The 24,823-nt window shown below is 59.8% G+C and carries 12 protein-coding genes; 8 read left to right on the top strand and 4 right to left on the bottom strand.

Going from position 1 to position 24,823, the window contains the following annotated elements:
• Positions 1-17: 17 nt before the first annotated feature.
• The 4 genes from AC6I8P_RS03815 to AC6I8P_RS03800 form a co-directional block, all read right to left on the bottom strand.
• Positions 18-12,998, bottom strand: a complete 12,981-nt coding sequence (locus AC6I8P_RS03815; protein WP_498030989.1) for an Ig-like domain-containing protein — start codon at positions 12,996-12,998, stop codon at positions 18-20.
• 201 nt (positions 12,999-13,199) lie between these two features.
• Positions 13,200-13,895 carry an EAL domain-containing protein gene (locus tag AC6I8P_RS03810; protein ID WP_498030988.1) on the bottom strand — a complete coding sequence of 232 codons (696 nt, stop codon included), beginning with the start codon at positions 13,893-13,895 and terminating at the stop codon, positions 13,200-13,202.
• A gap of 706 nt (positions 13,896-14,601) precedes the next feature.
• The gene (speA, locus tag AC6I8P_RS03805; RefSeq protein WP_071813582.1) at positions 14,602-16,581 is read right to left on the bottom strand and encodes a biosynthetic arginine decarboxylase; all 1,980 of its coding nucleotides are present in this window, start codon (positions 16,579-16,581) and stop codon (positions 14,602-14,604) included.
• A 254-nt stretch (positions 16,582-16,835) separates the two neighbouring features.
• Positions 16,836-17,231, bottom strand: coding sequence for a hypothetical protein (locus AC6I8P_RS03800; RefSeq protein WP_498030987.1), 396 nt, complete (start codon positions 17,229-17,231; stop codon positions 16,836-16,838).
• Between the two features lie 146 nt (positions 17,232-17,377).
• On the opposite strand from AC6I8P_RS03800, the gene metK reads away from it, so the two are divergent.
• From metK to ruvX, 8 genes are all read left to right on the top strand, one after another.
• On the top strand, positions 17,378-18,529 hold the full coding sequence (metK, locus tag AC6I8P_RS03795) for a methionine adenosyltransferase (RefSeq protein ID WP_498030986.1): 1,152 nt from the start codon (positions 17,378-17,380) through the stop codon (positions 18,527-18,529).
• Positions 18,530-19,050: 521 nt separating this feature from the next.
• Positions 19,051-20,445 carry a sugar porter family MFS transporter gene (locus AC6I8P_RS03790; RefSeq protein ID WP_031279461.1) on the top strand — a complete coding sequence of 465 codons (1,395 nt, stop codon included), beginning with the start codon at positions 19,051-19,053 and terminating at the stop codon, positions 20,443-20,445.
• A 104-nt stretch (positions 20,446-20,549) separates the two neighbouring features.
• The gene (locus AC6I8P_RS03785) at positions 20,550-21,062 is read left to right on the top strand and encodes a SprT family zinc-dependent metalloprotease (protein ID WP_150059340.1); all 513 of its coding nucleotides are present in this window, start codon (positions 20,550-20,552) and stop codon (positions 21,060-21,062) included.
• Between the two features lie 78 nt (positions 21,063-21,140).
• On the top strand, positions 21,141-21,848 hold the full coding sequence (gene endA / locus AC6I8P_RS03780) for a deoxyribonuclease I (RefSeq protein WP_058757110.1): 708 nt from the start codon (positions 21,141-21,143) through the stop codon (positions 21,846-21,848).
• A 73-nt stretch (positions 21,849-21,921) separates the two neighbouring features.
• On the top strand, positions 21,922-22,653 hold the full coding sequence (rsmE, locus tag AC6I8P_RS03775; protein ID WP_021506632.1) for a 16S rRNA (uracil(1498)-N(3))-methyltransferase: 732 nt from the start codon (positions 21,922-21,924) through the stop codon (positions 22,651-22,653).
• A gap of 96 nt (positions 22,654-22,749) precedes the next feature.
• Positions 22,750-23,694 carry a glutathione synthase gene (gene gshB / locus AC6I8P_RS03770; RefSeq protein ID WP_021506631.1) on the top strand — a complete coding sequence of 315 codons (945 nt, stop codon included), beginning with the start codon at positions 22,750-22,752 and terminating at the stop codon, positions 23,692-23,694.
• 85 nt (positions 23,695-23,779) lie between these two features.
• Positions 23,780-24,343, top strand: coding sequence for a YqgE/AlgH family protein (locus tag AC6I8P_RS03765; protein WP_021506630.1), 564 nt, complete (start codon positions 23,780-23,782; stop codon positions 24,341-24,343).
• A complete protein-coding gene (gene ruvX / locus AC6I8P_RS03760; RefSeq protein WP_058757113.1) occupies positions 24,343-24,759 on the top strand; it encodes a Holliday junction resolvase RuvX in 417 nt (138 codons plus the stop codon). Before AC6I8P_RS03765 ends, ruvX begins: the two co-directional genes overlap by 1 nt.
• The last annotated feature ends 64 nt before the right edge of the window (positions 24,760-24,823 follow it).

Below are 24,823 nucleotides of genomic sequence, written 5' to 3'. Positions count from 1 at the left end.
TCCCTGCGTTACACCCACTAAGCCGTGTGGTTTTGATGCGGTTGCTGCAGCAACTCCTCCAGTGAGACGTTTACGCCTTCCAGGGTAATCAGCTGCGTACTGCTGTACCCCGTGCCGCTGCCGTCACGGTCAATCGACAACACCGTATTGCCGTCCGCGGTATGATCCACTTTCACAAAGTCATTGATATTACTGGTGGAATCATTCCAGCCGATCAGCAGACTGCTGACGTCGATCTTGTCACCCTGCGCGACGCTGAAGTCGGTCCAGGTGTCGTGACCGTTGCCGCCGGTGGCATCTGCGCTGCTCAGCAGGTGGTAAACCAGCGTATCTGCGCCGGCACCGCTGGTAATGGTGTCGTCGTAGGCGCTGCTGGTGAGGCTGTCAGCCGCGGCGCTGCCCGTGATGGTCGGGTGAAGCTCAATGGTAAAGGTGTTGCTGGTGATGGTGCCGTCGGACGACGCCAGGGTGTAGGTAAACACCTCCTTATGCGTGATGTTCTGGATATTCACATCCGCGTTCAGGGTATAGGTATAGCTACCGTTGGCGGCGATGGTCAGCACACCAAAGTCCCCGGCCACCGCCGTGCTGCCCACGCTGCTCACGGTGGTGAGATCGCCGTGCTCATTGAGGATGCTCAGCGTGCCGCTGTGGCTGACATTGCTGTCTCCCCAGATGCTGCCGCTGGCATCATGCTCGCTGCTGGTGGTGGTTTCCGCCGCCAGACTGGTGGTGGCGAACAGCGCGGTGGCCGCACCGTTATGCAGCGTCACCGTCAGCGTCGCCGAGGTCACTGCACCGCTGGCATCCCGCACCGAGTAGGTGAAGGTGTCTGCGGATGGCAGGGTATCGATATCCAGCCCGGCCTTCAGCGTGTAGGTGTAGTTACCCTTCGCATCAATGGTCAGCGTACCGTAGGTGGTGTTGATCACCGTATTGCCGCTGGACGCCACCGTGCTGCTGCCCACCGACGCCACCGCCGTGCCGGACGGAATCGTCCCGGCGATGGAGCTGGTGTCGTTGGTCAGCAGGTTACCGGTGACCGTCGCGGCGGTGGTGACCGCCAGCGTGGTGAAATCCGACACCGTACTTACCGTGGTGGTTGGCAACACGCTAATGTTGGTGGTGGCTGCAACCACCACCGCATAGTTGCCGGTCCCCAGTCCGGTGTAGGTGACGTTTGCCCCTTTCAGCGTACCGATCGTCAGCAGCGCGTTAATGTAGTTGGTCTTGATACTGATCAACTGCCACGAGCCGTTCGCCTGCTGTTCGTACAGGTTTAACGAATAGTTGGCGGCCACGCCGAGACTGGTCACCGAACCGTTGAGCGTCACGGTACGGCTGTCATCGTTACCCACGCTGAACAGGTAAGCATTACCGTTGTTCAGTACGCTGGCATTGAGCACCGTACCCAGCCCCACGGTCAGCAGCGCGGTGTGCGACGAGTTGACCGTACCGTTGTTCACCGTTGCCTGCGTGCTGGTGTAATCCACCTCGTTGCTGTCGTTAGTCGCCACGATGCGAATCGCACCGGTCAGCGAGGCCCCCGGCGAGACGTTGCCTGCGCGATCCGTCTGGATCACCGAGAGCGGCGCACCGGTGATCTGCGCGGTGGTGAGCGTCACCGACCAGTTGCCGCCGCTGCCGACCGTGGTGGTGCCGAGCGCGTTGCCGCTGGCATCGCGCACCGTCACCGTGGCCCCCACTTCACCGCTACCGGTGACAAGGGTACCGGCGCTGTTGATCGCCAGCCCGCTTACCGCCGCCGGAGGCAGGGTATCGACGTTCACCGTCGCCGTGATGTTGCCGGTGCTGACGTTACCTGCCGCATCGGTCACCGTGGTGCTCAGCGTGTGCGCGCCGTTCGCCAGCGTGGCAGTGGTGAAGCTCCAGCTGCCATCACTCCCCGCGGTCACAGAACCAATGGCGCTGGCACCGTCGTAGATGGTGACCACAGCACCCGCTTCCGTGGTGCCGCGCAGCGTTGGCGTGGTATCGCGCGTAAAGGCGCCGTTCGCCAGCGTCACCGGCGTACCGCTGATGTCATCAATGATGGTCAGCGTACTGGCGACCGGCACCACGGTATCGACGATCAGCGTGGTCGACACCTGCGGGCTGACGTTGCCCGCCGGGTCGGTCTGCGTCACGTTCAGCGTGTGGCTGCCGTTGCTCAGCGCGTTGCCCACCACGAAGCTCCAGCTGCCGTTGCTGCCCACCGTGGTGGTGCCCAGCAATGTGGTGCCGTCGTACACCGTGATGCGCGCGCCCGCCTCGCCGTTGCCGCTTAGCAGCGGCGTGCTGTCGTTGGTGACGCCATTATTCGGAATGGTCACCGCCGTGCTGCCGTTGTTGTTGAGCGCCAGCAGATTGGTGATGGCCGCCGGTGCCGTGGTATCGATGATCACCGTGGCCGCGGTGGTGCCGCTGACGTTACCTGCGGCATCCGTTACCGTCACCGTGATCGGGTGCGGCCCGGCGCTCAGCGCCGCCAGTGGCGTGAAGCTCCAGCTGCCGTCCCCCTGCACGATCGCCGTGCCCAGTGCCAGACCGTTGTCCAGAATGGTGACGCGTGCCCCGGCCTCCGCCGCGCTGACGCTGCCGCGCAGCGTTGGCGTGGTGTCGTTGGTCGCACCACCGTTGACGATGGTGGCACCGGTCGCATCATTAATAATGGTGAGACTGGTGTTCGCTGGCGCCACCGTATCCACGGTGAGGTTAATCACCTCGGAACGGGGACTGACGTTGCCCGCGCTATCGGTCACCGTCACGCTCAGCGCGTGGGCGGCATTGCTCAGCGTCGGCGAGACAAAGCTCCAGCTGCCGCTGGCGTTAGCCTGCACCGTTCCGAGCAGCGTGTTGCCATCGTAAACCGTGACAATCACGTTCGCTTCCGCCGTGCCCTGCAGCGTCGGCGTGCTGTCGTTGGTGACTCCGTTATTGACGATAGCCACACCGGTGACGTCGTTGGTCAGCGTCAGCCCGGTTGCCGCCAGCGGCGGCGCGGTGTCGACGGTCAGCGCAAGGGACGCTGCGGGACCGGTATTGCCGGCCGCATCGGTGGCCGTCACGCTGAAGGAGTGTAAACCGTCAGACAAGGTGCCAGTGACGAAGCTCCAGCTGCCGTTGCTGGCGGCGGTTACCGAACCCAGCACCGTATCACCATCGCGGATGGTCACAATGCTGTTGGCTTCCGCCGTGCCGCTCAGGCGTGGCGTGCTGTCATTAGTGACGCCACCCGCCGCAATCGCCACCGGCGTGCTGCCGTTGTTGTTTACCGCTGCCAGCCCGGTGATAGCCACCGGCGGCGTGGTGTCGATCACCAGCGTGGCGCTGGTGGTGGCACTGACGTTACCGGCCGCATCGGTGACCGTGACGTTGAGCGTATGGAGCGTTTCGCTCAGCGCCGTGGCTGGCGTCAGCGTCCAGTTACCATCACTGCCCACCAGCGCGGAACCGACCAGCGTGGTGCCATCCAGCACGGTGACGATGCTGCCCGCCTCCGCCCGACCGCTCAGCACCGGCGTGGTATCGCTGGTGACGCCGCCATTCGGGATGACGCTGCCGCTGACGTCGTTGGTGACCACCAGCGTGGCCGCGCCCGGCGCAACGGTATCGACGGTGATGGTCACCGGCGTGGTGCGCGGGCCGGTATTGCCCGCCGCATCGGTGACCGCCACGCTCAGCGCATGCGCGCCGTTACCCAGTGTCGGTGAGACAAAGCTCCATGCGCCGCTGCCGTTCACGAGCGCTGTGCCGAGCAGCGTGTTGCCGTCATACACGCTAACCGTGGCGTTGACCTCGGCGCTGCCGCTCAGCGTTGGCGTGGTGTCGTTAGTCGCGCCGCCAGCCGGTATGCTGACGCCGGTAACATCGTTAGTGATGGTCAGGTTGGTGGCCACCAGCGGTGGCGTCGCATCAACGATCAGCGTCACGCTGAGCGCCTCGCCGGTGTTACCCGCCGCGTCCGTTTCCGTGACGCTGAAGGTATGGCTGCCGTCGCTCAGTGCCGCAGAGGTGTAACTCCAGTTACCGCTGCTGCCGACCGTCAGCGAGGCTACCACATCGCCATCGAGGCGAATGGTCACCACGCTGCCCGCTTCTGCCACACCGCGTAACAGCGGCGTGTTGTCATTAGTGGTACCGCCGTCAGCAATCGTCACCGGCGTGCTGCCGTTGTTGTTGCTGGCCGTCAGCGTCAGATCGTCCGGCGCCAGGGTATCAACGATCACCGTCGCGCTGGTGCTGGTGCTGACGTTGCCCGCCGCATCGGTCACCGAAACGCTCAGGGTGTGCGATCCTTCAATCAGCGCTGTCGCTGGCGTGTAGCTCCAGTTGCCGCTGGACGGCACGGTCAGCGTGGTCAGCACATCACCATTGTTGAGGATGGTGACCGTGCTGCCCGCTTCCGCTACGCCGCTCAGGGTTGGCGTGGCATCGCTGCTGTAGCCGCCGTTAAGCACCGGCTGCGCGGTATCATCGTTGGTGATGACCAGCGTCGAAGCATTCGGTGCGATGCTGTCCACAGTGAAGCTAAGCGCCGGGGTGAGAGCACTGCTGTTACCTGCTGCATCGCTGACGCCCACGCTCAGCGCGTGCGCCCCTTCGCTCAATGCAGGCGTGGTCAGCGTCCAGCTTCCCCCTGCGCCCACCACCACCGACGCGATAGCGGTGTTGCCATCGTACACTGTGACCAGGCTGCCCACTTCGGCGCTGCCGCTGAGTACCGGCGTGTTGTCATTGATGACGCTGCCGTCGCTAATCGGCACCGCCGTGCCGCTGCGATCGTTGCTGATCACCACATCAGCGGCCACCGCCGGCGCGGTGATATCCACGGTGAAGCCGAGGGTAGCCGAGGGCGTCCCCTCATCACCGCCAGGGTTTTGCGCGGTGATGTAGTATGCGTAGCTGCCTTCAGCCAGCGTCGGCGTATAGCTCCACTGGCCGTTAGCATTCGCCGTAACGCTGGTGATTACCGCATCCGTATTAGCGTTATAAATACGAATCAGCTGACCGGGTTCGGCAGAGCCGCTGAGCGTTGGCGTGGTGTCGCGGGTTACCGCGTTGTCTGCCAGCGTAACAGGCATAGGCCCGCTGTCATCGGTGATTTGCAGCGTCGAGGTGGCTGGCGGCAAATCAGCCTGTATGTTCAGGTTGAACACTGGAGTAGCCGCACTGACGTTGCCCGCAGGGTCTGACACGGTGACGGTAAAATTGTGCTCACCGTTACTCAATATACTCGGTGTAAAGCTCCAGGCCCCGCCCGAGCCGGCCAGCGCAGTGCCCAGCAGCGTGGTGCCATCGTAGATGCTCACCGTGCTGCCGGCTTCTGCCGTGCCGCTCAGGGTTGGCGTGTTGTCATCGGTCGACGCGCCGTCATCCAGCGGGCCCGTCGTGCCGCCCACGTTATCGGCGACCACCAGGTCAGGAACCGCGTCTGGCACCAGCGTATCGATGGTGACATTCACCGGACCCACCGGCTCGCTGACGTTGCCAGCGGCATCCACCACCTGCACCGAGAAGGCGTAGCTGCCATCCTGCAGCGCGCTGGTTTCAAAGCGCCATACGCCATTGGCATCGGCGACCACCGAGCCAATCACCGTATCGTCCTGCAGCAGATTGATGATGGCACCAGCCTGCGCCGTTCCGCTCAGTACCGGCGTGGTGTCGTTGGTAAAGCTGCCATCCACCAGCGGCAGAGCGGTCGGACCGTTATTGGCGTTGACCTCAAACGACAGCACCGGATCCGGCCCGACGGTGTTAACCGTTACGCCAATGCTTACCGGGTCGCTGACATTACCCGCGTTGTCACTGACGACGACCGTCAGCGTGTAGTTGCCGTTATCCAGCGGCAAGGTGTTCAGGCTCCAGTTGCCTTCGCTGTCCACCGTCGCCGACCCCACCAGCACGTTGCCGTTGTACACGTTGACGAGAGCACCCGGCTCACCGCTGCCGCTCAGCAGCGGCGTGTTGTCGTTGGTGGCGCCACCGTTGGCGATGGTGACTGGATTATCCGGATCGTTGTCATTCTGCAGCAGCACGGCGCCGACCGGCTGCGGCGGCGTAGCATCAACCTGAACGGTGAAGCTGGAAGACGGCGCACTGACGTTGCCGAGGCTGTCCGTCACCGTGGCCGTAAGGGTGTGCTGACCATCGGTGAGCACGGGCGACAGGAACACCCATTCGCCGTCCGCATTGGCGGTGGTCGAACCCAGCACCACATTGCCATCGTAAATGGTCACCAGGCTGCCAGCCTCCGCCGTACCGCTCAGGCGTGGCGTGTTGTCATTGGTATAGGTGCCATCGGGCACCAGTACCAGATCGGTACCGTTGTCGTTATTCACTTCCAGCGTGGCCTGGGCCGGAGCCTGGCTATCCACGGTAAAGGTAATCGGTGTCGACGCCGGTCCGGTGTTACCGGCCGCATCGGTGACCGTCACCGTCAGGCTGTGCGCCGCGTTGGTGAGGGTTGGCACGTTGAAACTCCACGCGCCGTCACTGCCCGCAATCGCCGTACCAATCAGCGCGCCATTATCCAGAATGTTCACCGTGCTGCCCGGCTCAGCAACGCCCGCCAGCAACGGCGTGGTATCGCTGGTGGTCGATCCCGACGGAATATCTACCAGCGCACTGCCGTTGTCATTGGAGAGACTGATTTCCGTCACCTGATCCGGGGCGGTGGCATCAATCACCAGCTGTGCCGTGACCGGCGCGCTGACGTTGCCCGCCGCGTCGCGCGCCACAACGGTTAAGGTGTAGCTGCCGTCACTCAGCGCACTGGCCGGTGTGAAGCTCCAGCTGCCGCTGCTGCCGACAGTGACGCTGCCCACCGGACCGTTCTGCGAGGTAATCACAATCAGGCTGCCCGGATCGCCGCTGCCGCTCAGCACCGGCGTGTTGTCACTGGTTAAGCCGCCGTTCGGGATGGTGACCGGATCGCCGTTGCCATTGTCGCTGGCGACGCTCAACTGGGTGACCGCCGACGGTGCTACGGTATCGACGGTGATCGCCACGCTGGCGCTCGGTGCGCTGACATTGCCAGCGACGTCGGTAACCGTCACGCTGAGGCTGTGCGAGCCATCGGTCAGTTCAGGTGAGAAGGTCCATGCGCCGTCGTTATCTGCCGTCGCCGTGCCGATAGGCGTCTGTCCGTCATAGACGATGATGGTGCTGTTCGGCTCCGCCGTTCCGCTGAGCAGCGGCGTGCTGTCATTGGTATTGCTGCCTGAGGTGATCGGCGTGGCCGGATCGACATTGTTGTTCACCAGCAGCAGATCGACGACCGCGTCCGGCGCCGTGGTATCCACGGTAAAGCTAATCGGCGCGGAAGGATCGCTGACGTTACCCGCCGCATCAGTCACCGTTACCGTCAGGCTGTGATCGCCCTCGTCCAGCGTACCGGTAACAAACTGCCAGCTGCCATCGGCGCCCACGGTCACCGAACCGATCGGCGTCGTGCTGTCGCCATCGTAGACCGTGATGATACTGCCCGCCGTGGCGCTGCCGGAGAGCTGCGGCGTGGTGTCGTTGGTCGCGCCATTGGCGGCAATCGCCACCAGCGTGCTGCCGTCGTTATTGCTCAGCACCACGTCCACTGGCGCTGCCGGTGGCGTGAGATCGACGGTGAAGGTGTACGGCGCGGACTCCGGCCCGACATTGCCTGCCGGATCGGTGACGCTGGCCGTCAGGCTGTGACTGCCCGCTTCCAGGGCGGTATCAGGCGTGAAGCGCCAGCTGCCGTCATTGCCGGCGGTAGCCGAGCCGATGATCACGCCGTTATCGCGCACGATCACCACGCTGTCAGGCTCGGCGCTACCGCTCAACACTGGTGTGGTGTCGTTGGTCGCCCCGCCAGAGGCCACCGGTACGGCCGGATCAACCTCATCGTTCACCAGCAGCAGGCCGGTCGGCTCGGCCGGTGCCGTGGTATCCACGGTAAAATCAATCGCCGCGGACGGTGCGCTAACGTTGCCCGCCGGGCTGGTAACCGTGGTGGTCAGGCTATGTTCGCCCTGGCTCAGCGCCGGTACCGCATAGCTCCATGTGCCACCGGCACCCACCAGCACGCTGCCCAGCACCGTGTTGCCATCGAGGATGGTGACGGTACTGCCGGCATCGGCGGTGCCGCTCAGCTGCGGCGTGGTGTCGTTGGTCGCGGTGCCGCTGTTAATCGGCTGCAGCGTCTCGCCGTTATCGTTGTTCAGCACGACATCAGCGGCGGCAGTCGGCGTGGTGAGATCGATAGTGAAAGCAAACGCATCAGACGCCGGCCCGCTGTTGCCCGCCGTGTCGGTGACAATGGTGGTCAGGCTATGCGTGCCCGCCTCCAGTGCCGGATCCGGCGTGAAGCTCCAGTTGCCGTTTGCATCGGCCTGCGCCGAGCCAATCACGCTGCCATTGTCGTAAATCGCGACGAGACTGCCCGGCTCCGCGCTTCCGCTGAACAGCGGCGTGGTGTCATTAGTGACGCCGTCCGCCGCGATCGGCAGCGGCGTTGCGCCCTGATCGTTAATCAGCAGCAAGTCTGCGGCGGGCGCCGGATCGGTGAGATCGATGTTCACCTCCAGCGGAGCAGAAGGTGCGCTGGTATTGCCAGCCGGACTGGTTTCGGTCGCCGTCAGGCTGTGCTGCCCCTCGCCCAGCGCGGTGGCTGGCGTGAAGCTCCAGCTGCCGTCGTCGTTGACTGTGGTGGTGCCCAGCACGGTATTGCCATCCGAGACGGTGATGGTGCTGCCGGCGGTGCCGCTGCCGCTCAGGACTGGGGTGGTGTCGTTAGTAGCACCGCTGGTGATCAGCACCGGCGTGCCGCTCTGATCATCACTGAGCTGCACATTGCCCGGCGCGGCTGGCGTGGTGGTATCGATGGTAAAGCTGAGGGCGGCCGAGGGTTCGCTGGTATTGCCAGCGGTATCGGTCACCGTCGTCGTCAGGCTATGGTCGCCCGCTGCCAGCACCGGTGCGGTGAAGCTCCAGCTGCCGTCGTTGCCGACGGTGGCGGTGCCCAGTACCGTATCGCCATCGGAAATGGTCACGGTGCTGCCCGGTTCCGCGCGGCCACTGAGCACCGGCGTGGTGTCATTGGTGAGGCCATTGCTGACCGGCACCGGTGTGCCGCTCTGGTCATTGCTGAGCAGCAGCTCGCTGGCCACAGCGGGTGCGCTGGTATCGACGATGACAATCACCGCCGTACTGCCCGGCCCGGTATTGCCCGCCGTGTCGGTAACGGTGGACGTCAGGTTATGTTGCCCTTCGCTCAGCGGATCGGTCGGGGTGAAGCTCCAGCTGCCGTCGCTGCCTGCCGTCGCTGTGCCCAGCACCGTATCGCCGTCGCTGACGGTCACCGTGCTACCGGGTTCAGCGGTACCGCTCAGGGTTGGCGTGGTGTCATTGGTGCTGCCGCCCGCGGCAACCGGTGTGCCGTCGCCATTGCTGAGCTGCAGATTGCCTGCCGCCGCCGGTGCCTGCGTATCGACGGTGACGGTTACCGGTGTTGACGCCGGTCCGGTGTTGCCAGCCGCATCGGTCACGGTGCTGGTCAGGCTGTGGCTGCCATCGCTGAGGGGCGGCGTGGTGAAGCTCCAGTTGCCATCGTTGCCCACCGTGGTGCTGCCAATCACCGTGCCGCCATCGGAGATAATCACCACACCGCCAGCTTCGCCGCTGCCGCTCAGGGTTGGCGCAGCGACGTTAGTGCTGCCTGTGCCCAGCGGATCGCCGTCATCGTTGGTCAGCTGGATGCCTGTCGGTGCCGCGGGCGCGACGGTGTCGATGGTGATGGTGATTACCGGCGAATCCGTCACCGTGCCGCTGCCGTTATCGGCGCTGGCGCGGAATGCGTAGGTGCCGTCGGCCAGCGCCGCTGGCGTGAAGCTCCACTGTCCGTTGCTGCCCGCGACCACGCTGCCCAAAACCGTGCTGCCGTTGTACAGGGTGACGAGATCGCCCGCCCCGGCCTGGCCGCTGAGAATCGGCGTGCTGTCGGTGGTGCTGTCGTTATTGGCCAGTTCGACCAGCGTGCTGCCGTTATCATCGGTGACAATCAGCAGGCTGCTGGTGGCCGGCACGCCCGCCTCAATGTTGACCGTGAACACCGGCGATGCCGGGCTGACGTTGCCGGCCGCGTCAGTCACCGTGGTGGTCAGGCTGTGCTGCCCGTTGGTGAGCGCATCTGGCGTAAAGCTCCAGCTGCCGTTGCTGCCGGCGGTAACGCTACCGAGCAGCGTGGTGCCGTCATAGATACGCACCACCGCGCCCGCTTCTGCCGAACCGCTCAGGGTTGGCGTGCGATCGTCGGTGGTCTGGCCGGAATCCAGCGCGCCGGTGGCGCTGCCCGCGTTATCCGTCACCTGCAGGCCGCTGACGGCGGCAGGCGCGGTGGTGTCAACGCTAAAGGCGATCGGCGTTGATGCCGGGCTGACGTTGCCGGCGGCATCGGTCACCGTGGTGCTCAGGCTGTGATTGCCCTCGCCCAGCGCTGGCGTGGTGAAGCTCCAGCTGCCGTTACTGGCCACGCTGACGCTGCCGAGAACGGTGTTGCCATCGCGAATCGTGACAATACTGCCGGCTTCCGCCGTGCCGCTCAGCAGCGGTGTCGCATCGTTAATCGCGCTGCCGCCCGTCACCGGCTGTGCGGTACTGCCGGCATCGTTCAGCAGTGCCAGATCGCTGGCTGCCGCCGGTGGCGTGGTATCAACCGTAATGTTCAGGGTGACGGTGTCAATCACATTGCCGTCAACGTCGGTAATGGTGGCGCTGAACGCGTGGCCGCCCTCACTCAGATTGCTCAGGGCAAAGCTCCACTGCCCATTGCCGTCGGCGGTGGTGCTGCCGAGCAGATTGCCGCCGTCAAAGATGCGGACGAGGCTGCCCGCCCGGGTCAGGCCGGCGAGGGTCGGGCTGTCGTCATTGGTGACGGCGCCGTTTTGCAGTGAGACGAGGGTATTGCCGCTGTCGCCCACCAGCTCAATGCTGGCGCTGGCGGGTGGCAGCGCAGCGTCCACATTGACCACAAATTCCGCGGTCGCGCTGCTGACGTTGCCCGCCGCATCGGTTTGCGTAACGGTCAGGCTGTGGCTGCCGTTGCTGAGCGCTGGCGTGGTAAAGCTCCAGCTGCCGTTGGCCCCGACAAGGGTATTGCCCAGGAGCGTGCTGCCGTCGTAAATGCTGATCAGCGCACCGGCTTCGCCGCTACCGCTCAGGGTAGGTGTATTGTCATCGGTGGTAGCGCCCGACGTCAGCGGGCCCTGGCTGGCACCCACGCTGTCGATCACCTGCAGATCGCCGATCGCCGCCGGTGCGGTGGTATCGACGGTGACCACGATAGCCGCTGACGCCGGACCGGTGTTGCCGGCGCTGTCGGTTACCGTGGTAGTCAGGCTGTGATTGCCGTCGCTGAGCGCTGGCGTGGTGAAGCTCCAGCTGCCGTTACTGCCGACGATAGCCGTGCCGAGCACGACGTTGCCATCGCGTACCGTAACGGTGCTGCCGGCCTCAGCTGTGCCGCTCAGCACCAGCGTGTTGTCATTGCTGCTGCCGCCAGCGGCAATCGGCGTCACGGTGCCATTGCTGTCGCCGGTCAGCAGCAGATCGCCTGCCGCGCCGGGCGCCACGGTATCAATGGTGACCGTCAGGGTGACGGAGGTGGTGACGTTACCGGCAGCGTCGGTGGCAACCGCGCGGAACGCGTAAGTACCATCTGCCAGCGTGGCGGGAGTGAAGCGCCACTGACCGCTGCCGTCGGCAATAGTACTGCCCAGCAGCGTGGTGCCGTTGTACAGCGTGATGACGGCGTTAGCGCTCGCCAGGCCGCTCAGCACCGGCGTGCTGTCTTTGGTGCTGGCGCCATCGCTCAGCGTGCGCAGCGTGGCATCGCTATCGTCGGTAATTTGCAGCGAACTGCTGGTTGAGGGCAGGCCCGCCTGAATCGTCACCACAAACGGCGAGGACGCAGCGCTGACATTGCCGGCAGCGTCCGTCAGCGTCACGGTCAGGCTGTGGCTGCCATTGCTCAGCGCTGGCGTGGTAAAACTCCAGTTGCCGTTCGCGCCCACCAGCGCGGTGCCGAGCAGCGTCTGACCATCGTAAACGCTGACGACAGCGCCCGCTTCACCGCGGCCGCTCAGGGTCGGCGTGTTATCATCGCTGCTCGATCCGTTTGGTACCGGCGTGGTGCTGCCGCCGTTGTTGTTGGTCAGGGACACGTCCGTGGCAACTGCCGGTGGCTGCGTATCGACAGTGAAATCAACCGGGCTGGTGGCCGGACTGGTGTTGCCGGCAGCATCGGTGACGGTAACCGTCAGGCTGTGCTGCCCTTCACCCAGGGCGGGTGTCGTGAAGCTCCAGCGGCCATCGGCACCGACGGTGACCGTACCCAGCAGCGTGGTGCCGTCGTAAATACTGACAATGGTCCCCGCTTCGGCCGTGCCGCTCAGCGTAGGCGTGTTGTCATCAGTGCTGGTGCCGCCCGTGATAGCGCCCTGCACGCTGCCCGCGTTATCCGTGATCAGCAGATCGCTGACTGCCGCCGGTGCCGTGGTATCACCGCCGCCGCCATTGTCGCCGCCGCCGTTATCCCCACCACCGCCGCCACCGCCGTTGTTACCGGCGATCAGCGCACCGATACCGGCCAGTGCGGCGCCGGCGATACCAAAGGCGGTCAGTGTTCCGTCACCCGTGACGTTTTCCGCTAACAGCCCTTCCGTGCTGTCGATAGAGACAAACTGGAAGCCTTCTGTGCCGGGATCTTCCACCCACCACAGCGCGCCTTTGTCGTCCTGCAGCACCAGATCGCTGTCGCCGTTAGCATCGTAGAATTTATGAATAACAACGACTTCACCGGATTTAGTGGTGACCACTAAATCACTACCATTGCGTGTGAAAGACTTAATATCAGCCTGATTAAGGTTGAGCTTAACCACACTGGGAGCAGTCAAATTAACCTGATTACCGCTCACTTCAGTAGCAATCGTTCCGCCTTTAGGCGTTACAGAGATATTGTTCATTTTATCGATATCCCGCGCAGTTATAAGCTTAATGGCATCCATAAAAACGCCCGGTATCGCCAGACACCGGTATTCTTCGCGAATAATTCAATGAATTACTCACATCCTCTCCAGGCCGGTTTCATCTGCCAGAGGCACAGTGAAAACGCGCTGAGTCGTTATTTGCCGCCCGCCCGAAAAAACAGCTATGCCGAACTCTTTTCAGACTTGCGCCAACAAATCAGTGAGATAGACGCTCTTCCAGTGGTAGCCTTGCATGCCGTAAATTGATTTTTGCGACAGCAAATCAACCTGACGTTGATGTTCAACGCCCTCAATAATCACGCCGCGACATAATTGATTGAGGTGGTCGAGCAGAATGTCGAAAGTGCGATCTTCGCCAAATTGCCAAAAAAATTTTTTATCAATCTTGACGATGTTGAATATTCCGCTATCGAGCATGGTCAGGTTGGAATAACCCGGACCAAAGTCATCGAGCCATAACGGGGCCGGCGTGATTTTGGCTACGCCTTTCAGGATCAGCAGGTCGGCACTATTAAAACGTGCGGTGAAGAAGGCAGAGATTTCCAGCCGTAATCGCGTCAGCGCGGCCAGTTTTCTTTGTATTTCAGCATCTTTAAAAATGCCTGAAACAATATCTCTGTCTACATTAACGCTGATGACCTGCTCAAACCCCGCATGGTAAAGCTGAATAAGTTTTTCGACCTGGTGGAGGAATAACTGCCATTTTTCGTCAGCAGAAAGCCGACTGAAGAACCCTGCATCCCTGTCAGGGTTACGCTTATTATTGGTATCTGCATCATCTGCGAAACGCGTCAACAATTCCCATGCCACCACTTCACCGGAAATAGCGTGAACCGGCTCCAGCATCAGAATGTAGTCGGATTTGCAGCGCATTTTACGATCCTTACACTGGCTGATAGCGCGTTAAACCGTCAGCTTTTCTCATGTGATTCGTAAGGGAAACATCGATAAAACTTAACACCTTAACTGAAGATTAACTTACAACTTACATTTTGAAAAATAGATTTCAGTGAACAACAGCGTGAACTTTAATCGTTTAAACCAATCAATAAAGCTACATTTTCACTGTATGCTTCACATAAAGATCAGATAATTCTTAGAATCTGGATTTTTGCTTATCGGCCTTGACAAAAAATAAAATCAACACTCAATTGATTAATAAGCAATAAATTATACAGCGTTGGTATAAATTCTGGCTTTGTGCTTAAGATGGGATATTGCACTGCTTAAAGCGGGATTCCAGAAAGCGTCAAAAAACCGACAGCCCGCACAGCGCTCACCAAACGCCTTATGCTTAAATTTTTATTATAGATAGCCAGAAACTCATAAAAGAAAGATTGGTCATTTGCGGGCAGGTGCAACACTAAGCCCCAGATTTAAAAAACGTTTTTTTCGCTGCCGATGCGCTTTCGCTGCTGAATTAAGCAGATAGCTTTTGTTAATAAACGGTTTGAATTTGCTGTTTCGGCCGGGATAATTTCAGAGTGATAGCGATCACGAATTGAATAAATGGCGGGAAGGATTGTCAGGGAAGGTGATAATAACGGGCTCCAGCCGGAGCCCGTTGCGGGAAATACACTTACTCGTCTTCGAGATAGGTGTAGCCGTAAAGTCCACTCTCAAACTCTTCAAGGAACTGCGCCCGCAGCTCTTCGTCAATATCCTGCTGCTGTTTTACCTGATCGCGGAATAACGTCATCAGATCGTTAGGGTTGAGCTGCACGTATTGCAGCATATCCGCCACGGTATCCCCTTCATCAGACAGCTGCACTTCTACGCTGCCATCCGGGAAGGCGAAGACGTCAACCGCTTCGGTATCGCCAAACAGGTTATGCATATTGCCGAGGATTTCCTGATACGCCCCGACCATGAAGAAGCCCAGCATCGGTGGATTATCCACATCGTACTCCGGCATTGGCATGGTGGTGGCAATACCGTCGCCGTCAACATAGTGATCGATGGTGCCATCGGAATCACAGGTGATATCCAGCAGTACCGCACGACGCTGCGGAGTTTTGTTCAGCCCTTCCAGCGGCAGCACCGGGAACAGCTGATCGATGCCCCACGCATCCGGCATCGACTGGAACAGCGAGAAGTTGACGTAAATCTTGTCCGCCATACGCTCCTGCAGTTCATCGATGATCGGCCGATGGGCGCGGTTGCTCGGGTCAAGGTGCTGCTGAATATAGTGGCAGATGCTGAGATACAGCTGCTCTGCCCAGGCGCGCTGACCGAGATCGTAGGTGCCTGACGAATAGCCGGTATGGATGTCGAACAGGTCCATCTGGCTGTCATGCAGCCATTCACGCAGCGAACGGCGTACGCTTGGCTCGTGCATCTCCTGCCAGGTATCCCACAGGCTCTGAATCGGGCGCGGTGAGTCGGCATCCGGTGCGACCGGCGTACTGAATTCATTGCGCTCAACGCCGATGATGTTGGAGACCAGCACGGTATGGTGCGCAGTCACCGCACGCCCCGATTCCGTAATCACGGTCGGATGCTCCAGACCGTGCTCTTCACAGGCGTCGCCGATGGCCCAGATCACGTTATTGGCGTATTCGTTCAGGCCGTAGTTGACTGAGCAGTCTGACTGCGAACGCGTGCCTTCGTAGTCAACCCCAAGCCCGCCGCCGACGTCAAAGCACTTGATGTTGACGCCCAGCTTCGCCAGCTCAACATAGAAGCGCGCCGATTCACGCACGCCGGTGGCGATATCGCGAATATTGGACATCTGCGAGCCGAGGTGGAAATGCAGCAGCTGCAGGCTGTCGAGACGACCCGCTTTGCGCATGATATCGACCAGCTGCAGCACCTGCGATGCCGCCAGACCAAATTTGGATTTCTCGCCGCCGCTCGACTGCCACTTGCCGGAACCCTGCGATGCCAGACGGGCGCGAATGCCGAGACGCGGCACCACGTTCAGCCGCTCGGCTTCTTCCAGCACCAGGCGCACTTCGGTCATCTTCTCAATCACCAGATAGACTTTATGGCCGAGCTTTTCACCAATCAGCGCCAGACGGATATATTCGCGGTCTTTGTAGCCGTTACACACAATCACCGAGCGGGTTTTCCCGGCGTGCGCCAGCACCGCCATCAGCTCAGCTTTGGAACCCGCCTCCAGCCCCAGCGGCTCGCCGGAGTTGACCAGTGATTCAATCACGCGCTTATGCTGGTTAACTTTGATCGGGTAAACCAGGAAGTAGTCGCCCTTATAGCCGTAGGATTCACGCGCGCGTTTAAAGGCGGCATTAATCGAACGCAGACGGTGCTGCAGAATTTGCGGGAAGCAGAACAGCGCAGGCAGGCGCTGGCCGTCGGCCTCGCGCTCTTTAACCAGCTTCGCCAGGTCAACGCGCACTTCCGGCTGATCCGGATCCGGGCAGACGCTGATGTGGCCGAGTTCGTTGACGTCGTAATAGTTGTTTCCCCACCAGGCAATGTTGTAGGTGCGCAGCATTCTGCTTGCGTCCTGATCGTTCATCGCCACCTCCTGCATCGAGCGGAGTACACCCTGTTCGCCAGCTGACGAACCCTTGATATTCTTCATGTCGTCAGACATCACGAACCTCAATTTTCCGTTGAAATATGAAAAAGTTGCCGGATTTTGCTGCTACTGCGCCGGATGGAAATTTCCTCATTCTGCTTATCTTGCCTCAGCAGGTTACCGTGCGCCTTACTGAGGTTAAGTGTAAAACACCGTGCCGGAAGCGGTGAACAACGGGGCAAAATCGTCCCGCATCACCTCACCACAGGCGAGTGAAACACAGCAGAGAAACTGGGGGAATAGCTTAGCCGGCGCTCGTGTCGGGATAATTACCGCAGCGCAGAAAACTTCGACGAGAGAAAAGAGCAGAACTGGAAATGGAAAGGCGTGCCAGCGCGCCAGAACGGCGCCGTGAACCGAAGAGAGCGAAAATGTGGTTCATTGTTTTTATCACCTCCAGCGCCTGCTAACAGCATGCGGAAACGGAGTGGATGAAAATCAGAGCAACAGCCTCTGACAGCGCGACGCACGGGGGCGTCATCCATGGGACAACAGCGGCGTTTTATACAGTCTGACGCGGCAAAATGCAAAATCTTTGTCGGCGCGCTGCGGCGGGTGTCAGGAAAATATTCCAGTTGATCTGTAGCGATAAATGCGGATGGCGAAAAAGCACTGGAAAAACGCGCACTGAGTGACCTAAAATAGCCGTCCAGATGGTTTTCCATCTAAACTGATTAACATCCAGGCGGTGTGAGCCTGGTACGCTGACACTTCCTACTGCTTGCGGCTTTGCCTGAAGGGGCGTCGAGCTGGCATCATCCCGCTTACGCTATGCAGTCGAATTCAAACCATTTGCAAGGTAAAGAACAGAATGGCTAAACACCTTTTTACATCCGAGTCCGTATCAGAAGGACATCCTGATAAAATCGCCGATCAGATTTCCGATGCCGTGCTGGACGCCATCCTTGAACAGGATCCCAAAGCACGCGTCGCCTGCGAAACCTACGTAAAAACCGGGATGGTGCTGGTTGGCGGTGAGATCACCACCAGCGCCTGGGTCGATATCGAAGAGATCACCCGTAATACCGTACGTGAAATCGGCTATGTTCATTCCGATATGGGCTTTGATGCTAACTCCTGTGCGGTGCTGAGCGCGATTGGTAAACAGTCGCCGGACATCAACCAGGGCGTAGACCGTACCGATCCGCTGGAACAGGGCGCGGGCGACCAGGGCCTGATGTTTGGTTACGCCACCAATGAAACCGACGTGCTGATGCCGGCACCGGTGACCTACGCGCACCGTCTGGTGCAGCGTCAGGCTGAAGTGCGTAAAAACGGCACGCTGCCATGGCTGCGCCCTGATGCCAAAAGCCAGATTACCTTCCAGTACGACGGCGGCAGGATTGTCGGTATCGATGCGGTAGTGCTGTCAACTCAGCATTCAGAAGAGATTTCTCAGGCCGATCTGCGTGAAGCGGTGATGGAAGAGATCATCAAGCCGGTACTGCCGACCGAGTGGATCAACGCCAGCACCAAATACCACATCAACCCAACCGGTCGTTTCGTGATCGGCGGCCCGATGGGCGACTGCGGCCTGACCGGTCGTAAAATCATCGTCGATACCTACGGCGGCATGGCTCGTCACGGCGGCGGCGCGTTCTCCGGTAAAGATCCATCGAAGGTTGACCGTTCAGCGGCTTACGCTGCACGCTACGTGGCAAAAAACATCGTTGCCGCTGGCCTGGCCGATCGCTGCGAAATCCAGGTTTCTTACGCGATTGGTGTGGCAGAACCGACCTCAATTATGGTGGAAACCTTCGGTACTGAGAAAGTTTCAACCGAACAGCTGACGCTGCTGGTGCGTGAGTTCTTCGACCTGCGTCCATACGGTCTGATTCAGATGATGAATCTGCTGAAGCCAATCTACAAAGAAACCGCTGCCTACGGTCACTTTGGTCGTGAACACTTCCCGTGGGAACAGACCGACAAAGCCGCCCAGCTGCGCGAGGCCGCAGGCCTGTAATCTCCGCGGGTGCGGGCAACGGCTCTCACCCCGATCTTCTCTTAGCGGAGAAGGTAAAATCGAGCCCGCGCAAGCGGGCTTTTTTACTGGCGAAATTTCCACGCTTTCGTCCCTGACCGCTTCCCCTATCCCGCCTCTGCACCATCACACTTTTTGTCTATACCACCGCAGGCGCATTTTTCAGCGCTGTCTACACTGTTAGCACTGCGCTTACAACAAAGTGTTAACGATTACATTTTGAAATCCTTTTAATATCTTCAATTTAGAGATTTTTCAGCGTAGTAACGGTGATGAAAATGCGTTATTTTCAGCGTCATCTGATAGCCAATATTTATAGTGATGTCAGAAACTTAAAGGGTGCTATACCTTACTGGTTATGTGACTGATTCGGGCAAAAAATGCTGGATTACAGGGTTTCAGCGTGTGTAACCGATTACATCGATGTGATCGCACTCACTTTTTCCCGCAGGCAGCTTACTTAACATTGATAAAAACAAAGATGGATAAACTTCGGAGGCAATATGCCTGGTAATACTCACAAAAGCAGAACCTCAAACAAGGCGATGACCCTGTTTGTCTGCTTTCTGGCCGCTCTGGCGGGCCTGCTGTTCGGTCTGGATATCGGCGTTATCGCCGGTGCCCTGCCCTTCATCGCGAAAGATTTCAACGTTACCGCACATCAGCAGGAGTGGATCGTCAGCTCAATGATGTTCGGTGCTGCGGTTGGTGCCGTGGGCAGCGGCTGGATGTCTTCGCGTCTCGGCCGTAAAAAGAGCCTGATGGCCGGTGCCATCCTGTTCGTTATCGGTTCACTGTGGTCGGCGATGGCGCCAAACCCGGAAATGCTGATTGCCGCACGCGTGGTGCTCGGCCTTGCCGTCGGCGTTGCCTCTTATACCGCCCCGCTGTATCTCTCGGAAATCGCACCGGAGAAGATCCGCGGCAGTATGATTTCCCTGTATCAGCTGATGATCACCATCGGTATTCTCGGCGCTTACCTGTCTGACACCGCGTTCAGTGCCTCGGGCGACTGGCGCTGGATGCTGGGCATCATCACTATTCCGGCGGTGCTGCTGCTGGTTGGCGTGGTGTTCCTGCCAAACAGCCCGCGCTGGCTGGCGGCGAAAGGTGACTTCCGCGATGCACAGCGCGTGCTGGACCGCCTGCGTGACACCAGCGAGCAGGCGAAACGCGAGCTGGATGAGATCCGCGAAAGCCTGAAGATCAAACAGTCCGGCTGGCAGCTGTTCCAGAGCAACAGCAACTTCCGCCGCGCGGTGTTCCTCGGCGTGCTGTTGCAGGTGATGCAGCAGTTCACCGGCATGAACGTCATCATGTACTACGCACCGAAAATCTTCGAAATCGCCGGCTTCGCCAATACCACGCAGCAAATGTGGGGCACCGTGATCGTAGGTCTGGTGAACGTGCTGGCCACCTTTATTGCTATCGGTCTGGTGGATCGCTGGGGCCGTAAACCAACGCTGGTGCTGGGCTTCCTGGTGATGGCAGCCGGTATGGGTATCCTCGGTACCATGCTGCACATTGGCATTAACTCTGCCGGTGAGCAGTACTTTGCCATCGCCATGCTGCTGATGTTCATTGTTGGCTTCGCGATGTCAGCCGGTCCGCTGATTTGGGTACTGTGTTCTGAAATTCAGCCGCTGAAAGGGCGTGATTTTGGTATCACCGTCTCTACCGCGACCAACTGGATTGCCAACATGATCGTTGGTGCCACCTTCCTGACCATGCTGAACTCGCTGGGCAACGCGCCGACTTTCTGGGTCTACGCCGCGCTGAACGTGTTCTTTATTCTGCTGACAGTCGCGCTGATTCCGGAGACCAAAAACGTCTCGCTGGAGCACATCGAGCGCAACCTGATGTCGGGCAAAAAACTGCGCGACATCGGCCAGCAGTAAGGCCAGATGCGTTAACCGGGGCTGCCGCAGGGCGGCCCTTTTTTTATCTGCCGCCTGTGCGCATGCAGTTGCGTCACTTGCTGCAACGCCTTATGCTGCCGCACATGAAAACGCCACGTCTGCCCATCGCCCTGCAACAAGCCGTCATGCGCTCGCTGCGCCATTTTTTGCAGCTGGCTCAGCAAAAACTCGAACGTCATTTCGAAGAGCCTACGCTGGTTTATCAGCAGCGCGGCACGGCCGCAGGCACCGCGTGGCTGGAGCAGTGGCAAATTCGCCTCAACCCGGTGCTGCTGCTGGAAAACCAGCAGGCTTTTATTGATGAAGTGGTGCCGCATGAGCTGGCGCATCTGCTGGTGTGGAAAACCTTCGGCCGCGTACCGCCGCACGGCAAAGAGTGGAAGTGGATGATGGAGGACGTGCTGGGCGTGCCCGCCCGCCGCACCCACCAGTTCGCCATCACTTCGGTGCGCAGCAATACCTTCCCCTATCGCTGTCGCTGCCAGCAACATCAGCTGACGGTACGCCGCCACAACCGCGTGTTGCGTGGTGAGAGCGAATATCGCTGCGTGCATTGCGGTACCCTGCTGCAACCCGGTGAATACGCAGCGGATTAGTCCGCGATTCTCATTCCCCGCGCCCGACCATTCTGTTACCCTGCCGCCCTTTTTCGGTACCAGGTTACTTTTTGGAATATGTCTCGCAAAACGCTGTTATTACTCTCTCTGCTGGTCGCGCCGCTCAGCGCGTACAGCCTCAGTCTCACCCATTACAACCAGAACAATTTTCAGCAGGCGAAAGTGGTCGCGGCAAAGATCAACGCGGATGCGCCAGCGGATTTTTACTGCGGCTGCAAAATCAGCTGGCACGGTAAAAAAGGCGTGCCGGATCTGAGCAGCTGCGGCTATAGCGTGCGCAAGAACGCCAACCGCGCGGAACGCATCGAGTGGGAACACGTCATGCCGGCGTGGGAGTTTGGTCATCAGCGTCAGTGCTGGCAAAACGGCGGACGCAAAAACTGCAGCAAAGACGCAGATTACCGCCGCATCGAAAGCGATCTGCACAACCTGCAGCCAGCCATCGGTGAAGTGAACGGTGACCGCAACAACTTCCAGTACAGCCAGTGGAACGGTGGCGAGCAGCAGTACGGTCAGTGCAGCATGAAGATCGATTTTAAGCAGAAGCGCGCCGAGCCTCCCGAGCGCGCGCGCGGCGCCATCGCCCGCACCTACTTCTATATGCGCGACCAGTATCATCTGCGCCTGTCACGCCAGCAAACCCAGCTGTTCACCGCGTGGAACAAGCAGTATCCGGTCACGCCGTGGGAGTGCGAACGCGACCAGCGCATCGCCGCAGTGCAGGGAAATCACAATTCCTGGGTACAGCAGGCTTGCCAGCGCTGAAAGCGCTACCCTACACTAGCTTTTTTCGATTGGGCCGCATCGCGCGATGCGGCATAACGCCGGCAGGAACCGCATGCGCATACCCCGCATTTATCACCCCGAAGCTCTAACCGTTAACAGTGAAGTTCTGCTTGATGAGGATGCCGCCAACCACGTCGGCCGCGTGCTGCGCATGAGCGCCGGACAGCAGATCGAGCTGTTTGATGGCAGTAATCTGACTTTTAGCGCCGAAATCACCCAGGCCGACAAAAAGCGTGTAAAAGTAAAGGTCCTTGCCAGCCAGCCTGACGATCGCGAATCCCCGCTGCACTTACACCTCGGTCAGGTGATGTCGCGCGGTGAAAAAATGGAATTCACTATCCAGAAATCGATCGAACTGGGCGTGAATGTGATTACGCCCTTGTTTTCTGAACGCTGTGGCGTAAAGCTGGATGCCGAACGCCTGGCGAAAAAGATTCAGCAGTGGCAGAAAATTGCCATCGCCGCCTGCGAGCAGTGCGGTCGTAATCGCGTGCCGGAAATCCGCGCCGCGATGACGCTCGAAGCCTGGTGCGCCGAAGCGGATGACGGCCTGAAGCTCAATCTGCATCCGCGCGCCAGTCACAGCATCAATACGCTGCCGCAGCCGGTTGAGCGCGTACGGCTGCTGATTGGCCCGGAAGGCGGCCTGTCGGCAGAGGAAATTGCCATGACGGCGCAGCACGGCTTTACCGATATCCTGCTCGGTCCGCGCGTTTTGCGCACCGAAACCACGGCGCTCACCGCCATCACGGCACTTCAGGTGAGGTTTGGTGACCTCGGTTAAGGGATACTTTCAGCCCGAAGACACACGCAGATAACTGACCAGCACAACGCTTTCGCACGGAACGGGGTGGCTGAATTCCCCTTTGAGGAGAGAATAATGATTAAGCTTGGCATCGTTATGGACCCGATTTCGTCCATCAACATTAAAAAAGACTCCAGCTTCGCCATGTTGCTGGAAGCACAGCGCCGCGGTTATGAAATTCACTACATGGAGATGGGCGATCTGTCGCTGCGCGGTGGCGTGACTTACGCGCGCACCCGGCTGCTGAGCGTCGAGCAGAACTACGATCAGTGGTACACGTTTGGCAGCGAGCAGACTATCCCGCTGGCCGATCTTAACGTGGTGCTGATGCGTAAAGACCCGCCGTTTGATACCGAGTTTATCTACGCAACCTATCTGCTGGAGCGCGCGGAAGAGCAAGGCACGCTGATCGTTAACAAACCGCAGAGCCTGCGTGACTGCAACGAAAAACTCTACACCGCCTGGTTTGCCGACCTGACGCCAGACACGCTGGTGACGCGCAACAAAGAGCAGCTGCGCGCGTTCTGGCAGGAGCATGGCGATGTGATCTTCAAGCCGCTCGACGGCATGGGCGGCGCGTCGATTTTCCGCATCAAAAAAGATGATGCCAACTTCGGCGTGATCACTGAAACGCTGACCAACCACGGTCAGTTCTTCTGCATGGCGCAAAATTATCTGCCGGCGATCAAAGACGGTGATAAACGCGTGCTGGTGGTCGATGGTGAACCGGTGCCATACTGCCTGGCACGCATTCCGCAGGGCGGCGAAACCCGTGGCAACCTCGCCGCCGGTGGCCGCGGCGAAGCCCGTCCGCTGAGCGACAGCGACTGGGAAATTGCCCGCCGCGTAGGTCCGACATTGAAAGCCAAAGGGCTGATTTTTGTCGGCCTCGATATTATCGGTGATAAACTGACAGAAGTTAACGTCACCAGCCCAACCTGCATCCGCGAAATCGAGGCGGCGTTCCCGGTCTCCATCACCGGCATGCTGATGGACGCGATTGAAAAACGTTTGGGCTGAGGATGCCGCAGGAGTGAGAGCTCCGTGAACCACCCAAAGCCGGTGCAGCCGTTCAGCACCGGCTATTTTTGGTAAACGAGTGAGAATGAATTTACAGCACCATTTCTTGATTGCGATGCCGTCGCTGCAGGACCCTTTCTTCAAACGCTCGGTGGTGTATATCTGCGAGCATAACGAAGAGGGTGCCATGGGTTTGATCGTTAACAAGCCGATGGACAACCTGACGGTCGAAGGCATCCTGAAAAAACTTAAGATCAGCCCATCAGAACGCGATCCTGCCATCAAACTGGACAAACCGGTGTTTGCCGGTGGTCCGCTGGCGGAAGATCGTGGCTTTATTCTGCACTCGGCCCAGCGCGTGTTCTCCTCCAGTATTCGCATTTCTGACAATACCGTGATCACCACTTCACGCGATGTGCTGGAAGCGATCGGCACGCGTGAACAGCCAGAGAACGTGCTGGTAGCGCTGGGTTATTGCGCATGGGAGAAGGATCAGCTGGAAAATGAGCTGCTGGAGAATGCCTGGCTGACCACGCCGGCCAATACGCAGATCCTCTTCCAGACGCCGATTGCCGAACGCTGGCGTGAAGCCGCGCGCAGCATGGGTGTGGACATCCATAACATGACCAGCGATGCAGGGCACGCCTGATGGCCAGTGAAACGCTGCTCGGTTTCGACTTCGGTACCAAAAGCATCGGCGTTGCCATCGGGCAACAGCTGACCGGCACTGCGCGCCCGCTCACCGCGCTGAAAGCGCAGGACGGCACGCCGGACTGGGAACTCATTGGTAAGCTGCTGAAAGAGTGGCAGCCGGATTACGTGGTGGTTGGCCTGCCACTCAACATGGACGGCAGCGAACAGCCGCTGACGGCGCGCGCGCGTAAGTTTGCTAACCGGCTGCACGGCCGCTTCGGCGTGCGTGTGGAGCTGCAGGATGAGCGCCTGAGCACCGTTGAAGCGCGTGCCGACCTGTTCGAACGCGGCGGCTATCGCGCGCTGCAAAAAGGCCATATCGATTCGCAGTCCGCGGTGATTATCCTGCAGGACTGGTTCGAGACGCATTAAATCAGCCCGGACGCGGCCGCGCGGTTTCGCGCCGCCGTGTCGGCGCTTCTCAGGGCACGTCCCC

The organism is gamma proteobacterium symbiont of Lampromicra miyakona, from assembly GCF_059730895.1.
Note: the sequence above shows the minus strand (reverse complement) of the source record. Positions and strands in the feature narration are given on the sequence as shown.